Annotated in this window: 12 protein-coding genes; 6 read left to right on the forward strand and 6 right to left on the reverse strand. The window is 67.9% G+C overall.

What is annotated here, in order from left to right; all coding sequences use genetic code 11:
* The first annotated feature begins 9 nt into the window (after positions 1-9).
* The gene (locus tag NRB20_RS32770; protein ID WP_153415284.1) at positions 10-1161 is read left to right on the forward strand and encodes an acyltransferase family protein; all 1152 of its coding nucleotides are present in this window, start codon (positions 10-12) and stop codon (positions 1159-1161) included.
* Here NRB20_RS32770 and NRB20_RS32775 read toward each other — a convergent pair.
* The 4 genes from NRB20_RS32775 to NRB20_RS32790 form a co-directional block, all read right to left on the reverse strand.
* Complete coding sequence (locus tag NRB20_RS32775) at positions 1158-5711, reverse strand: alpha-(1->3)-arabinofuranosyltransferase (protein ID WP_153415285.1); 4554 nt, start codon at positions 5709-5711, stop codon at positions 1158-1160. The two genes, NRB20_RS32770 and NRB20_RS32775, sit on opposite strands and share 4 nt — an antisense overlap.
* Entirely contained in the window at positions 5692-5862 is a 171-nt protein-coding gene (locus tag NRB20_RS32780) for a DUF2613 domain-containing protein (protein WP_083896113.1), read from the reverse strand. Before NRB20_RS32780 ends, NRB20_RS32775 begins: the two co-directional genes overlap by 20 nt.
* Before the next feature lie 365 nt (positions 5863-6227).
* Positions 6228-7307 carry an isochorismate synthase gene (locus NRB20_RS32785; RefSeq protein ID WP_153415286.1) on the reverse strand — a complete coding sequence of 360 codons (1080 nt, stop codon included), beginning with the start codon at positions 7305-7307 and terminating at the stop codon, positions 6228-6230.
* A gap of 89 nt (positions 7308-7396) precedes the next feature.
* Positions 7397-7879 (reverse strand): universal stress protein, encoded by a 483-nt coding sequence (locus tag NRB20_RS32790; protein ID WP_153415287.1) that lies wholly within the window; start codon positions 7877-7879, stop codon positions 7397-7399.
* 429 nt (positions 7880-8308) lie between these two features.
* Here NRB20_RS32790 and NRB20_RS32795 point away from each other — a divergent pair, with 429 nt between their 5' ends.
* The 5 genes from NRB20_RS32795 (at position 8309) to NRB20_RS32815 (ending at position 11816) form a co-directional block, all read left to right on the forward strand.
* Positions 8309-8677 (forward strand): hypothetical protein, encoded by a 369-nt coding sequence (locus tag NRB20_RS32795; protein WP_153415288.1) that lies wholly within the window; start codon positions 8309-8311, stop codon positions 8675-8677.
* 8 nt (positions 8678-8685) lie between these two features.
* Positions 8686-10047 carry an ADP-ribosylglycohydrolase family protein gene (locus tag NRB20_RS32800; RefSeq protein ID WP_319945695.1) on the forward strand — a complete coding sequence of 454 codons (1362 nt, stop codon included), beginning with the start codon at positions 8686-8688 and terminating at the stop codon, positions 10045-10047.
* 61 nt (positions 10048-10108) lie between these two features.
* Positions 10109-10390: a type II toxin-antitoxin system Phd/YefM family antitoxin gene (locus NRB20_RS32805; RefSeq protein ID WP_153415289.1), complete on the forward strand. Its 282-nt coding sequence runs from the start codon at positions 10109-10111 to the stop codon at positions 10388-10390.
* Positions 10387-10659, forward strand: a complete 273-nt coding sequence (locus NRB20_RS32810; RefSeq protein ID WP_319945696.1) for a type II toxin-antitoxin system RelE family toxin — start codon at positions 10387-10389, stop codon at positions 10657-10659. The genes NRB20_RS32805 and NRB20_RS32810 overlap by 4 nt, the downstream gene beginning before the upstream one ends.
* A gap of 284 nt (positions 10660-10943) precedes the next feature.
* Entirely contained in the window at positions 10944-11816 is an 873-nt protein-coding gene (locus NRB20_RS32815; protein ID WP_153415290.1) for a glycosyltransferase family protein, read from the forward strand.
* A 112-nt stretch (positions 11817-11928) separates the two neighbouring features.
* On the opposite strand, the gene NRB20_RS32820 is transcribed toward NRB20_RS32815, so the two are convergent.
* Together NRB20_RS32820 and NRB20_RS32825 are read right to left on the reverse strand one after the other, a co-directional pair.
* Positions 11929-12795 carry a MaoC family dehydratase gene (locus NRB20_RS32820; RefSeq protein ID WP_153415291.1) on the reverse strand — a complete coding sequence of 289 codons (867 nt, stop codon included), beginning with the start codon at positions 12793-12795 and terminating at the stop codon, positions 11929-11931.
* A gap of 12 nt (positions 12796-12807) precedes the next feature.
* On the reverse strand, positions 12808-14202 hold the full coding sequence (locus NRB20_RS32825) for a 3-oxoacyl-ACP reductase (protein ID WP_153415292.1): 1395 nt from the start codon (positions 14200-14202) through the stop codon (positions 12808-12810).
* Between the last annotated feature and the right edge of the window lie 225 nt (positions 14203-14427).

Genomic DNA, 14427 nt, shown 5'->3' on the forward strand with positions numbered 1-14427 from the left:
TGGAACCCGATGACGACGACCATTACCACGCCCGAAACCGCCGCCACGCCCCGGCCCGCGGCGGCCCGCGGTTTCGTGCCCGCGCTCGAGGGGATGCGCGGGCTGGCCGCGCTGGGCGTGGTGCTGACCCATGTCGCGTTCCAGACCGGTGCGTCCGGAATTCCGGTGCTGGGCCGGGTGTTCGAACGTTTCGACATGGCGGTGGCGGTGTTCTTCGGGCTGTCCGGATTCCTGCTGTGGCGGCCGCACGCCGCCGCGGCCCGGGGGCTGGGTTCGGCACCGCACGCTGGACGTTATCTGCTGCATCGGGCCGCACGGATCCTGCCCGCCTACTGGGTGGTGGTGTGCGCGGTGCTGATTCTGCTGCCGTCGGCGGCGGATTCGGCGGGGCGGCGGGTGTGGCTGGCGAATCTGGCGTTGATCCAGGTTTTCGTGCCGTTGACGCTGACCGACGGGCTCACCCAGATGTGGAGTCTGTCGGTGGAGGTGGCCTTCTATCTGTTGTTGCCGCTGCTGGCGTTCGCGGTGATGTGGTTGCGCGGGCGGTCCGCGCGGTGGCGTGCGCCGATCGTGCTGACGTTGGGGCTGATCAGCCTGGGCTGGAATCTGCTGCCCGTGCCGACGCCGAACGCGATCCATTCGGACAACTGGCTGCCCGGCTATCTGCCCTGGTTCGCGGCGGGCATGCTGCTGGCCGAACTGGTGGAGACGCCGGTCGCGCGGCCGTCGCGGTGGCGGCGGATCGCGGCGAACCGCTGGATCATGTGGCCGCTGGCGGTGGCCGCGCTGCTGGCCTCCTCGACGGATCTGGCCGGTCCGGCCGGGTTGGAGCGCGGGACGCCCTGGCAGTACGTGGGGAAGATGGCGCTGGGCGCGGTGATCGGCTTCGGGCTGCTCGCGCCGCTGATTCTGGGGCAGCACCGGCATCGCTGGCTGGAGAGTTCGGTGGCCGCCACGATCGGACGGTGGTCGTACGGCATCTTCATCTGGCATCTGGCGGTGTTGGCGGTGGTGTTCCAGATCTTCGGCATCATTCCGTTCCACGGGATGTTCCCGCAGGTACTGGTCTTGACCGTGCTGTTCACGCTGCCGCTGTCGGCCGCCGGTTACGCCCTGATCGAGGAGCCGATCCGCCGCTGGGTCCGCCGCCGCGTCGGCTAGTTCCGCCGCAGGTCCGCCACCGCCGCGACCCCTAGCGCGACGACCGCTGCCAGTGCCGGGAACTGCACCCACAGCGATCCGCCCATATATCCGTCCGGCGACCGCCACGGTCCCGTCGACAGGGCTGCCGCCGAGAGCAGCGTCCCGCCTCCGGCCACCATCACCAGCACCCGTGCGGTTATCTGCGGGTACCACCATCGGGCTATGAAACCTGTTGCGGCCAGGACGATTGCGATCGGGCCGGAGATCAGGAAGACGGCAAGCGTCAGGCCGATCATGGTGGGAATACGGAGATTCCAGGTGCGTGGGGCCGGATCGGCTTGTGTTGGAACGATTTCAGTGAAGTCATTGTCCGATGACGGCTGTATTGAGGCGTCATCGGGGTTGTTCATCGGATTCGTATCAGCCTGCGCCGGAGGATGTTCCGTCGATGCCGATGCCGATGCCGATGCCGATGCCGATGCCGATGCCGATGCGAGGTCGTCGTGGCCGGGGTTGGGTTTCCACCAGCGGCGGGGGCGCGGCAGGGCCAGCGCGATCAGGGGCAGGAGCAGTAGTAGCCCGCCGAAGATGGCGACGCGGTACCAGCGGTCTATGGGGAAGTCGACGGTGATCGGGCCGGGGGTGTCGGGGGGGAGCAGCCAGGCTTGTTCCCAGCCGTCGGCGACCACGGGGGTGAGTTCGTGGCCGTCGGGGGTGCGGGCGCGCCAGCCGACATTGGTGCTCAGAGGGAGGACCAGGAGGCGGGCGCCGGGGGCGGCGGTGATGGGCTGGGGGGTGAGATCGGTTCGGGGGAGGCGTAATTCGTCGACGGAGAACAGGTCGGTGGGGGCGACGGTGAGGTCGACGTCGCCGGGCAGCAGGGCCAGTGTGCTGGATTTGTCGGCCGGGGTGGCCGAAGCGTTGCCTGTTCGATCGTCATTCGATGTGGTCGCGGGGTTGTTCGCCGAGGCGCCGGTCGGGTGATCGCTGGTCGGGTGATCGTCGACGGGTGCGGTGCCGTCGGTCGACGCGACCGCATCGATTCCGCAGATCTTCGCGGGAACCGGTGCGCTGGAACGCAATTGATCGGCGGTCGCGGTGATCGTGGTGTGTACGACATGCCCTGCGACGGCGATGGTGGGACCGTGCGCGCAGTCGACGGTGATCTTACGGTCGCCGCCCGCGGGCGCCGGATAGTCCGGTCCCAGGACGTTCACCTCGGCGATTCCCGGCGGTTGCTGCTGATCGAAACCCAGTGCGGTGCGGTCCAATACGGCGTTCCAGGTGGCGATGCTGAGTTCGATCCGGTCGGTCACGTGCGGGTGCAGGGAGATTCGGATCGGCTTGCCCGCCGGGGCGTCCGGATCGAGTCTGCGGGTCTGCGGGCCGTCGCCGAGGTTCACCGCGACCGAGGTCGGGCGGGCGGGGAGCGCGCCGCGCGGCGGGGTGATCTCCAGGCCGGTCACCAGGGTCGGTGCGGGGAGTTCGAGGGTCAGGGTCGGCTTGGGGCCCGCAGGATCTCGGACGGTGTCCTGCGGGGCGATCCAGCTGGTGGCCGGGTCGCCGTCGGTGGCGGCGAAGGCGGATCCGCGCAGGTCGCCGACGTCGGCGTTACCCCGGGCGATGGGACGTTCGTGATCGGTGAGCAGCGCCTCGAGCGCCGGACCCTGCCGGGCGCGCACCAGCAGCCGCGGGGCGACGCGCATCGGTGCCGGGACGTTCAACGTGCGTTCGAAGGTGCCCGGTTCTTCAGCGGGCAGGGCCAGGCCGTTGCTGCACCGGACCCGGTCGGGTGCGTCGAAACAGCCACTGCGCCCGGGGAATTCCTGTCCCAGACGCCAGCCCTGCACCTGCGTTCCGGCGGGTGCGGGCGGCAGGACGGTGCGGTGCCGGATCTCGACCGGGACGGGCGCGTCCCGGTTCGAGTAGTCCTCCAGCGAGACTTCGGATATACCGAATTGTCCACCGAGACTGCCGGTTTCGGTCTGTATCGCGGTGATCTTCACCCATCCGGTCGCACCCGGAGGTAGCGAAACAGACACGGGCTCCCCGGTTTTGGCGACTCGCGCGGCGGTCGTGCCGTGCGCGGTACGCACCTCGATCAGCCGCACCGGATCGCCCAGCGCAGCCGCACTCGTGGTCACCTGCAACATCCCGGCCTTGATCGGATGATCCAGATCCATCCGAAGCCATTGACCCACAGCATGTTCGGCGCTGTTGCTCAACCACGCGGTGGAGGGATCGTCGTCGACGGCCGCGGCGGTCGAACTGCCGGGTGCCGCGCCCCCGAGCTGCGTCGCGTCGGCCGCCGAACTCGAGGCGGTGATCGTCGCCCCGGACCACTGCCCCTCGACGCGCGGTGTGCCGGGAACGGCGTAGTCCGGCACCAGATTACGGGTTCGCCGGGCATCGGTCGGCGCGCGCAGGGCCGAATTGTGATTGTCGACGCGGCCGAAATCGGTCTCTCGATCCATCGGCGTATCGGTGAGAGTCGTTGTGTTACCGGACAATCCGGCCCGCGCGGCATCGGCCGACAGCAGCACCGGACCGTTCGGCGAGGCGGCGTCGCGCCGCAATCGCTCCAGCACCTCGGGCCCGCCCTGCACCACCGGCACAGAATTCAGCGGCACCGTGTACGCACCCGGAAACGACGTGGGCGCACCGCGTCCGCTGCGGATATCGGCGTGTTCACCGAGATGCGGCGCGCTCACCCGGTAGATCTCGATCGCCGGATACGACGGCCGCAGATCCCCGTCCGACACCAGCCCCTTGCCGTGCGAGGCCACGATCTCGTCCCCGAATTCGGCCACCTTCGTCAGCCCGGGTGAGCCCTCGATGGCAGCGTGGGCCAGCAGCGGCCGCGTCGACCGCGACGTGTCGGGGTCCAAATCGTTGCGCAGCACCAGAATTCCGATGCCCTGATCGATCAGCGTCGAGGCCAGACCGGCCGAGGGACGTCCGTCGGCGATCAGCCGCTGCACCGAATCCATGGCCCGGATGGTCCCCGGCGGCGTGAGGGGGATGGCGTCGCGCACCGCCCACGGCGTTCGGGCCAGGGCCTGTAGCGGTTCGTCGCGGGTCAGCCCCCAGATCTGACTGCCGAACGGCGCGCCCGGCACCACCAGCGCCCGGGTGTCGGTGGCGTGCGCGGCCAGCCAATCCGCGGTCTGCGTCCAGTAGGCGGGCACCCGGTCGTACGCGCCGCGCGGTGCGAGCTTCCCGGTCCACGCCAGGGAGGTCGACAGCGCCAGCGCGCACAGGATCAGCGCCGCGACCGCGACCATCCGCTGTCGTTCGGGATGCGCGAACGCACTGCGCCACACCCGCATCGGCACGGATCCGGGCAGCGGCACCCGATGCAGCAGATGCGCCAGCCCGATGATGAGCGGCAGCCGGATCAACGGTTCGAGCTTGTGTACATTGCGCAGCGGCGCCCCGCCGGAATCCAGGAACACCCGCACCGATTCGGCGAACGGCCCGCCCAGATCCCCGACATACCCGGCGCAGATTCCGACCAGCCCGACCAGCAGGATCAGCACGAACCGCCCCCGATGCGGCATCGACCGCATCGCCAGCCCGGCCATCCCCGCCGCGGCCAGCAGCCCGGTCGCCAGCACCGCCGCGGGCTGGGTGACCAGCACCGCCCCCGCGATCCGCTCCGGCGAGACGAACGGCGTCCAACTGTCGGTCCCGCGCAACACCTCGCCCAGCGAGGCCCATTCGGTGGTCACCCCCGACGATTCGATGTAATCCAGGAACGGCGGACTCACCTTGCCGAGCGCCAGCAGCGGCACCACCCACCACAGTGTTCCCAACGCCAGCAACGGAATCCACGCCCGCGTGAACCGCCACCACACCCGATTCGGCCGATACGAAATCCACCAGATCGCCGCGGGCAGGAAGGCCGCCGCCGTCGCGACGGCGTTCACCGACCCCATCAACGCCAGCGCGAGCGCGCTCCCGGCCGGTGAGAGCGCGCCGTACCGGGGGACGCGGTCCGGCGCGGTGCTAGGTATTCCCTTGCGTACCTTGACAACACGTCCCAGGGCAGCCGGTGCGAGCAATACCCACGGCGCGAGCATCATCGGAAGTGTTTCCGACGAGATCGATCCCAGCGTGGTCAGCACGCGCGGCGACAACGCGAACGCCAGTGCCGCGACGATCCGCGATCCGCGTGTGCCGATGCCGAGCACCTCGCACAGCCGCACGATGCCCCAGAACCCGGCCAGGATCAGCAGCGCCCACCAGATGCGCTGGGTCACCCAGGCGGGCAGGCCGAGCGTGTGGCCGAGGACGAAGAAACCGCCGTGCGGAAAGAAGTAGCCGTACGCCTGGTTCTGCACCTGCCCCATCGGGGCCTGACTGCTCCACAGGTGTGCGGCGCGTTGCAGGAAGCCCAGCGGATTCTGGGCGAGATCGTATTTGGTGTCGGCGACGGTGAGGCCGGGAGCTTGCAGGAAGGTCAGCAGGAATGCGCCGACGACCGTGCCCGCGAACCAGTGTCGCCCTAACGGCGCTCTCGGATCGGACGCAGTGCTGGTCGGCGACTCAGCGGCTGCCGTACTCAACGTTGTTGAGCAGCGACGACGACTGGTTGCCGCTACGGTCCACGTCGGGCCGCGAATTCTGCGCCGCCGCAGCCGTGACCACGAACACCGCGACCGCACCCAGCACGGCTCCGACGACAGCGCTCGCTACCCCGGGAACGGCAAACTTCATCGCGGAACTCCCATACATCGACCCGTACGTATCCGCGTCAACCTATCACTACAGTGAAGTCAATTGACTGTCGTGTAGTGAAGCGGCTTTCGCTGCCCGGAATTCCCTGGTCCGAGTGCTGACCCCAGCGGCGGGTCGCTGTCTCCACCGTCCAGTCCTGCGGCCGACTTGCGTGTAGTCGAGTTGCCGTTGCTACGTTGCGCCGGTCGCGTGCCGCTATGTTCTGCTTCCTGTTGCGGGAGCACCTGTGGAGTCCCGCAGAGAATGTTCGAGGGTGATAGCCAGGGGCAACACTATCGAGTGGTGCGCGCGGCTTGTTGGCTTCCGGCCGCTGTGTCTCGGTGAGTGCGACCGCGATGCGACGATCACACAGCACAGTCGAGGCTCCCCAGGAAAGTCCGCAGCTTCGCGGTCGTCTCGTCGAGTTCCGCGCGAGGATCCGACGCCGCGACGATGCCGCCCCCGCCGAACGCCCGCACGGTCAGCCCGTCCGCGGACAACTCGGCACAGCGGATCGCGACGACCCACTCCCCGTCGCCTTGCGCATCGCACCAACCGACCGCGCCGCCGTAGAAGCCCCGGTCCTCCTCGAATTCGGTGATCGCCGCCAAGGCCAGGTCGGTGGGTGTGCCGCAGACCGCGGGGGTCGGGTGCAGTGCGCGAGCCAGGTCGAACGCGGTGGTCGCCGGATCGCGCACGCGCCCGGTGATCGGCGTCGCCAGATGCCAGACCTCGTGGGTGCTGATCAACTCGGGTTCGTCCGGGATGTCGAGGTCGCACAGCGGTGCGAGCTGCTCGCGGATCCACTCGATGACGAACGCGTGCTCGTCACGATTCTTGGTGCTGCCCAACAGTTCTCGCGAACGTTCGCCGTCGACGGCGGGGTCGGGATGGCGCGGCATCGTCCCCGCCAACGGCCGCAACGTCACCGTCTCACCGTGCCGCGCGACCAGTACCTCCGGCGTCGCCCCGACCAGCGTCGCCCCGGGCCGCCCCGCCGGACTCAGATCGACCGCGAACACATTCGCCCGCGGATGCCTGCTCGCCAACTGCGCGGCCACCACCTCCGGATCGAGCGGCTCCTCGGCCCGCGCCAGCACCGACCGCGCCGCGACCACCTTGCGCAGCGGCTGCGCGGGATCGGCCAACTGTTCGACGAGTTTCGTGACTCGCGCGATATGCTCTGCGGCACTGGGCATTTCGGTGATAACCCGCACCTCGGGCAGCGGCGGCACCGCCGCCGGACGCCACGGCCCCGCGGTATGCCACGCCCGCTCCGGCACACACAGCGCCGCCGGTCGACGCGGATCGAACGGCAACGCCCCGACGATCAACTCGGCCCCACCCGCCAGCTCGGCCGCCGCGGCCCCGGCCTCGTCGAACGCGCGCCGCACCCCCTCGGTCCGTACGACCCCACCGGGCAGAGCGAGCAGAAATCCGTCCATAGTGCCCCGACGATAGTCCGCCCGGCGTCGCCCGGAACCCGCGTAGGGACGCACGTCTCACTGTGACGCGCGGTACCCGAGCCGCCGCCTCACGGGCATTCGACGTTGCGCCCCGGCGGCACCAGCAGGATCGGCCGATGGCAATGCTTGAGCACCGCCTCGGCGACACTCGAGTGCAGCAGCGCGCGGATCCCGGTCGAACCTCGGGTACCGGCGACGATGATGTCGACGTTCAGGTCGTCGGCCACGTCGACGATGGCGTTCCAGATCGTCGAGGTGCATTCGGCGGTGCGCGGTTCGGCGTTCAGGCCGGCCAGTTTGGCCAGCCGCACCCCTTCGGCATTGACCTGTCTGGCGTCGACGTAGGCGATGTCCTCGATCTCCTCGTCGGAGATCCATTCGGGCTGCACCACGCCGGACATTCCGGACAGTCGCGCGGCCTGCCGCACCATCGGCTCCCAGGCGGTCAGGACGACGGCTTTCGGCGCGGCGAGGAATCGCCCGGCGTATTCGACGGCTCGTTTGGCGTTCTCCGAGCCGTCGTAGGCGATGAGCATCAGATCGCAGGGCATGGGCGGACCTCCTGGGTTCCGGCGCCTCGGGTGGTGAGAAGAATACCCGTCCGAACAGTCTGTTATCGGGATGTCAGGGCCCCTTGCCAGCGCGAATGTGTCCGGGTCGGTCGCGGGCCGCTCCGCAGCGGTGGCCCGGCGGCGTGCGGCGCGATATGGTCCGTTCCGCGAGGAGCCCGATCCCACTGGACAACGCGAACGGTCGGTATGTCGACGACATGTGTTTTCGTTCTGCATAATTCGCTAACGGTTCACCGAAACTTGCACCGCGACCGCAGGTTCGGGGTTTCACTTGATACCCGGCGGCCGATCCCGTCGCCGGGAGGTGGACCATCGGAGCCGAGGTCGAATGTGCGATCGGAACAGCTTGCAACTCCACAGGATTGGGCCGAGGCGTACAGGTCGCGATTCGGGCTGCCACGGGTGCATGTGACCGCGCCGGGATTCGTGGTGCTCCCCCTGGTCGATCAGATCGCGGCGGTGAACACCCCCGAACAGCTGGGCTCCCCGATCCTCGACGAGCTGACCGTGCGCGGCGTGCCCGGTCCGGTCCTGGTCCGGGAGAAACCGGCGCGGCGCACGTTCCTCGCGGTTTTCGATGGGTACCCGAATCTCGAATGCACCGTCCGAATGGAGCGTCACGGCGTGGACATCGGTCCTGCTCGAAGCAATGTCATCCTGCCCACCGGATTCGGCAGGCGCACCCCCGAGGGGCGCTGGTGGGCCCGTCCCCCGCAGCGTGAGGAATCACTACCGCTGCTGTCCGAGGTAGTCGAGGCGGTCATCACCATCCTGTGAATACTTCTGTGGATATCACTGCTGTGGACATCGTGGAGCCGATCGAGTCCGCCTTCTTCGGCCATCCCGAGGGCGACCCGCGCGCACTGCTGTACTTCGAATGGCTGCAACGTCGCGAATCCGGTTATGCCGTAGACGATTTCGCGGAGGAGGTGCGCGAGCTCACGCATACCCGGGTGCCCAATGCGGCGGCGTGCTGGCTGATGCTCGAGCGCGTCGAGGCCGCACCGCGCGATCCGGGCTGGCCGTACGACGAGGCCGCGGGCGCGATCCTGCCCGCCGCGCTGCCGCGTTCGCCGGTGCATCCGACGCATCTGTACGACCGCGTGCACGGCGGTTGGCTCGGGCGCTGCGTCGGCTGCACGCTGGGTAAGCCGCTGGAGAACGGTTTCGCCTGGTCGCCGCGGCATATTCGGTCCTATCTGGAGCAGGCCGGGGCCTACCCGCTGGCCGATTACGTGCCGGTGCTCAGCCCGATGCCGGAGGGTTATCGGCTCGCGCCGGGCTGGCCGGAGTCGGTGCGCGGCCGCATCGAGGGCTGTCCGCGCGATGACGATCTGGACCATCCGGTGCTGAGCCTGCACCTGCTCGAACAGCAGGGCATCGAGTTCACCGCCGCCGACGTGGCCGCGGAATGGCTTGCACGCCTTCCCTTCCTGCAAACCTTCACCGCCGACCGGGTGGCCTACCGCAATCTGATCGACGGCCTGGAACCGCCCGCCACCGCGACCTACCGCAACCCGTACCGGGAGTGGATCGGCGCGATGGTCCGCGCCGATGTCTTCGGTTACGTCTGTCCCGGCGATCCGGCCCGCGCCGCCGACCTGGCCGCCCGCGACGCCTCGGTCTCGCACACCGGCAACGGCGCCTGGGCCGCGATCTGGGTGGCCGCCCTGACCGCCGCGGCCTTCACCGCCGACTCCGCCGTCGAAGCGATTCACCTTGCGCAACAGACGATTCCGGAACATTCTCGACTGGCCGTGGCCCTCGCGCAGGTACTCGCCGACCACGAACGCGGTATCGGCTACGACCAGGCCGTCGCCACCGTGCACGCCCGCCACGGCCACTACAGCTGGGTGCACGCGATCGGCAACGCCTGCCTCGTCGCGGTCGGATTGCTCTGGGGCGAAGGCGATTTCACCCGAACCATCGGCCTGACCGCGCAAGCCGGCTGGGACACCGGCTCCACCGCCGCCACCGCAGGCTCGATCGCCGGAATCCTACTGGGCGCCAACGCGATTCCCCCGCACTGGACCGACCCCCTCAGCGACCGCTTGAGCACCGCCGTCTCCGGCTACGACAACGTCCGCATCTCCGACCTCGCCCGCCGCACCTTCGACCTGGCGCGCCGTCAGGTGGCATCGGGTTAGGCGTACCGAAGCATGGTCCGGATAGGGTCCTGAACTCCATCCGGTCGCTATACTGGTCGCTATGGAGACCATCCCGATTACCGATGCCAAGGCCCGTATCGCCGAATTGGCGGATCGGGCCGAGCGCGAACACGACCACTTCACCCTCACCAAGAATGGCCGCCCGACGGTAATGCTGCTGTCGGTTGCCGAGTACGAATCGCTCATGGAAACGCTCGCAGTCCTTGCCGACCCCATCACCAGGGCTGATCTGGTCGAATCTGCGACGACGGAGGACTTCACCGACGAAGAGACGATGGCCGAGATCATGCGTGACCGGCTGGATAGTCACGGCGCCGCGTGAGTGAGCGCTGGACCATACGGTACAAACCCGCTGCTCGCAGGGCACTCGCCGAAGAACTCCCCGAGACGGTCGCCGCGGCGGCATACGGACTGATCACCGGAGCTCTGGCGGACAATCCCCACCGCGTGGGCAAGCCACTGAACGAGCCCTACGAGGGCCTGCATTCGGTGCGACGAGGTACATATCGCATCCTGTATCACATCGACCCCGGTAAACATCTGGTCGAGATCCATTCGATCCGGCATCGACGCGACGCTTACCGATCCTGACGACGCCAACCCTGCTCGCATCAACGCGAAACAACAAGAGCCGCACGCTTTTTCAGGATGTCGAATGCCATGCGATTCGACGGTCGAGTGCCGAGAAGAGTGTGCGGCTGCTACGTTCTCATCGCGAGGCGCCGATGCCGCGGGTCGGGGACCACGGACCTTCTGCTGGCCGACACTCCGACCAACGCTCCGAGCATCCGCTCACGGACCACGCACGGCGACAAGCGATCAGGTCGCGGTACGCTGCGTTCGGTCCGCGCTCGTTCCGTCATGAGGTGTGTGCATTGCCCGAACAGCTCGACAACACCGACAGGACGAGGTTCGCGGTCGCGATCGCGCCGCCGAAATCGTATGTCTGGCGGGAGGCGTTTCGTGAAGTGGCCGAGACGGTGAACATCGCGTTGCAGCGGCTGGGGCACAGTAGTGTGCTGACCGATGCGTTGGATCTGCCGGGGCGCAGATATATCCTGTTCGGCAGTAATACGTTGTCGTGGTGGGGAATCGAGATTCCGGACGATGCGATTCTCTACAATCTGGAAGCCGTTACGCCGGAATCGGATTGGCGGTCCGAGGAATTGCTGGAATTGTTCCGTCGTCATCATGTCTGGGATTACAGTCGGCACAATGTCGCGGCGCTCGAGGCCGCCGGGGTGCCGCGTATCCAGCATGTGCCGATCGGCGGTGTGCCGGAACTGGATCGGATCCGGCCGGTCGCGACACAGGATATCGATGTGCTCTTCGTCGGCACGCACAGCGCCAAACGCGCCGCGCCGATCGAGCGACTACGGCAGGCCGGCTACAACGCGCAACTCCACGCGGGCGTCTGGGGCGAGCGGCGCGACGAGTTGTACGCGCGGGCGAAAATAGTTCTGAACCTGCACGGCCCCACCATCTTCGAGGCCGTTCGGGTGACGTATCTCCTGGCCAATGGAATATTCGTGATCTCCGAGAAGTGTCATTATCCGGACGAGGAGGAGGAATTCGCCGACGGCGTGGTGTTCGTCGAATACGACCGCATCGTCGAAACCTGCATCCGCTACCTCGCCGACCACCGCGCGCGAGCGGACCGAATCATCGCGGGCCGCGAGGTCATGCGCAAACGATCGGCGCGGAAATACCTCGGCGCGGCCCTGGCCGAGCCCGCGTTCACCGGCTGAGCACGCCCGAAACAACAAGAGCCGCACGCCTTTCCGCGACCGTCGAATCCCCCATGCGATCCGATGGTCGAGTGCACGGCGTGCGGCTCTCGCGTAGTCCGGCGGTGCCGGATCAGCGCAGGGTCCCCGTGAGGTAGGGGTATCCCTTTTTCGGGTGTTTCAGGGACAGGTCCCAGCCTTCTGCGGTGTGGTCCGCGTAGGCGTAGATAGTGGACGGCAGCAGGATCGGCTTGCCGAAACGGACGGAATAGGTTGTCGCAGCGGGGATTCGACCCTCGATGGTACCGAGAATGGCTGCGGCGGACCACATTCCGTGCGCGATGGAGCGGGGGAAGCCGAATGCCTTGGCACTCAGGGAGGACATGTGGATCGGGTTGCGGTCGCCCGAGGCCGCGGCGTAGCGGTGGATGATCGACTGGTCGACCTTCAGCGTGCGCAGCGGCGGCGGGGGTACCTCTTCGGGCTTGGGTTCGGAACGCGGACCACCGGACAGCGAGGTCTTCTGCTGGTGCAGGAAGGAGGAGGTCTGCCGCCAGACCAGCTCCCGGCCGACGTTGATCTCCGTGATCGCGTCCACCACAAGACCTTTGGGATGCTCGCGCAGGTTCTCCACGTGCGTGTGGATGTCCAGCGGTTCACTGGCCGAGATCTGGCGATGCCGCTCGATCACGTTCTCCATGTGCACCGAGCCGACCGCGGTGAACGGGAAGTCCCGCGCGGTCAGCAGCTGCATGACGGTCGGGAAGGCCAGCACGAACGGGTAGGTCACCGGGAGCGAGTCGCCGAAACGCAGCCCGGTCGCGTGGCAGTACGCGGCCAGGTTGTCGACGTCGACGCGCACGCCGTTCAATTCCACCGCACGGTCCGGGATCTGCGACTTGCGCGCCGAAATCAGCGGCAGCGGAACGGCTCCCAGCGCGGCCTTGAGATACAGGCTGCCGGTCTTGGGCGGCTCGTTCAATTTGATGGTCCGGGTCATCACGCGCTCCGCTCAGGCACCGATGAGGCTCTGGCCACAGACGCGAACGACGTTGCCGCTCACCGCGTTCGACGCCGGGCTGGCGAAGTAGGCGATGGTCTCGGCGACGTCGATGGTCTGCCCGCCCTGGGACAGCGAGGCCATCAACCGACCGGCTTCGCGAGTGCCGAGCGGGATCGCCGCGGTCATCGCGGTCTCGATGAAACCGGGCGCGACGGCGTTGATCGTGACGCCCTTCTCGGCCAGCTTCGGGGCCTCGGCGTTCACCATGCCGATCACACCGGCCTTGGACGCGCCGTAGTTGGTCTGGCCGCGGTTGCCCGCGATACCGGCGATGGAGGAGACGTCGATCACGCGGCCGCCGTCCTGCAGCGCACCCTTGGCGACCAATGCCTCGGTGATGCGGTGCGGCGCAGCGAGATTCACGTTCAGCACGGAGTTCCAGCGGGCGTCGTCCATGTTCGCGAGCAGCTTGTCGCGGGTGATACCGGCGTTGTGCACGATGATGTCGACGCCGCCGAAACGCTGGGTGGCGAATTCGGCGATCTTGTCCGCGGCGTCGGCGGCGGTGACGTCCACCGCCAGCGCGGTGCCGCCGACCTTGTTCGCGGTCTGCGACAACGCGTCTCCGGCGGCGGGAATGTCGGCGGCGATCACGGTCGCGCCGTCGCGGGCGAACACCTCGGCGATGGTCGCGCCGATACCGCGCGCGGCGCCGGTGACCACGGCCACCTTGCCTGCCAGCGGCTTGTCCCAATCGGCGGGCGCGGTCGAATCCCCCTTGCCGACCCGGAACACCTGGCCGTCGACGAACGCCGACTTACCGGACAGGATGAAACGCAGCGTGGACTCCAAACCCGTTGCGGCAGAGGCAGCCTCGGGGTGCAGGTAGACCAGGTTCGCGGTGGCGCCGCGCAGCAGCTCCTTGCCGACGCTGCGGGTGAAACCCTCGAGGGCGCGCTGCGCGATCTGCTCCTCGACACCCGAGGTCAATTCCGGGGTGGTGCCGACGACCAGGATGCGGCCGCTGGGCGCGATCGAACGCATCGCGGGCTGGTAGAACGCGTACAGCTGGGCGAGATCCTCGATCGAACCGAGTCCGGTGGCATCGAACACCAGCGCGCCGTACTTCACGCCCTGGGCGGGCTCGTCGGCAAAGGTGTAGTCCGACAACAGGTTCCGGACCGCATCGGCCACCCGCCCCTTACCGCCGAGCAGGACCGGGCCGGGCAGCGCGGGCTCACCCTGCTGGTAACGCCGCAGCTGTTCCGGCTTGGGCAGACCCAGCTTGCTCGCCAGGAACGAGCCGGGGGCCGAGTTGACGAACGATCCGTAGAGGTTGGGAGCGCCCTTGCTTTTGCTGGCTGCCACGGTTCCTACCTTTTCCTTGTGTCGGAGGTGAGTCATCGGCGTACCGGCCCGGATGTCCGGACGTGTCGCACCCGTCAGGGGGTACGTATCGACAATGAACTTACTCCAGAGTAAGTTTAATGTAAACCGATAGCGAAGGGGCACCGGACTGCGCCTCGACCTCGGCAGCCCGGCCGCACCGGAATCCCCGACGACCCGACATCCCGACAAACGCAGTGCCCACCCACCCCGCCGGCTCCGCAAGCTCCGCCGGCGCACCGT

Origin of the sequence: Nocardia macrotermitis (genome assembly GCF_009604405.1) — a bacterium.
Taxonomy (GTDB): domain Bacteria; phylum Actinomycetota; class Actinomycetes; order Mycobacteriales; family Mycobacteriaceae; genus Nocardia; species Nocardia macrotermitis.

Bases quoted from the DNA above. Each gene is read 5' to 3' on its own strand.
- NRB20_RS32770 (WP_153415284.1), top strand. From the start codon at position 10: ATGACGACGACCATTACCACGCCCGAAACCGCCGCCACGCCCCGGCCC.
- NRB20_RS32790 (WP_153415287.1), bottom strand. From the start codon at position 7,879: ATGCCCTGCGATCTGATGCTCATCGCCTACGACGGCTCGGAGAACGCC.
- NRB20_RS32825 (WP_153415292.1), bottom strand. From the start codon at position 14,202: ATGACTCACCTCCGACACAAGGAAAAGGTAGGAACCGTGGCAGCCAGC.
- NRB20_RS32805 (WP_153415289.1), top strand. From the start codon at position 10,109: ATGGAGACCATCCCGATTACCGATGCCAAGGCCCGTATCGCCGAATTG.
- NRB20_RS32780 (WP_083896113.1), bottom strand. From the start codon at position 5,862: ATGAAGTTTGCCGTTCCCGGGGTAGCGAGCGCTGTCGTCGGAGCCGTG.
- NRB20_RS32820 (WP_153415291.1), bottom strand. From the start codon at position 12,795: ATGACCCGGACCATCAAATTGAACGAGCCGCCCAAGACCGGCAGCCTG.
- NRB20_RS32785 (WP_153415286.1), bottom strand. From the start codon at position 7,307: ATGGACGGATTTCTGCTCGCTCTGCCCGGTGGGGTCGTACGGACCGAG.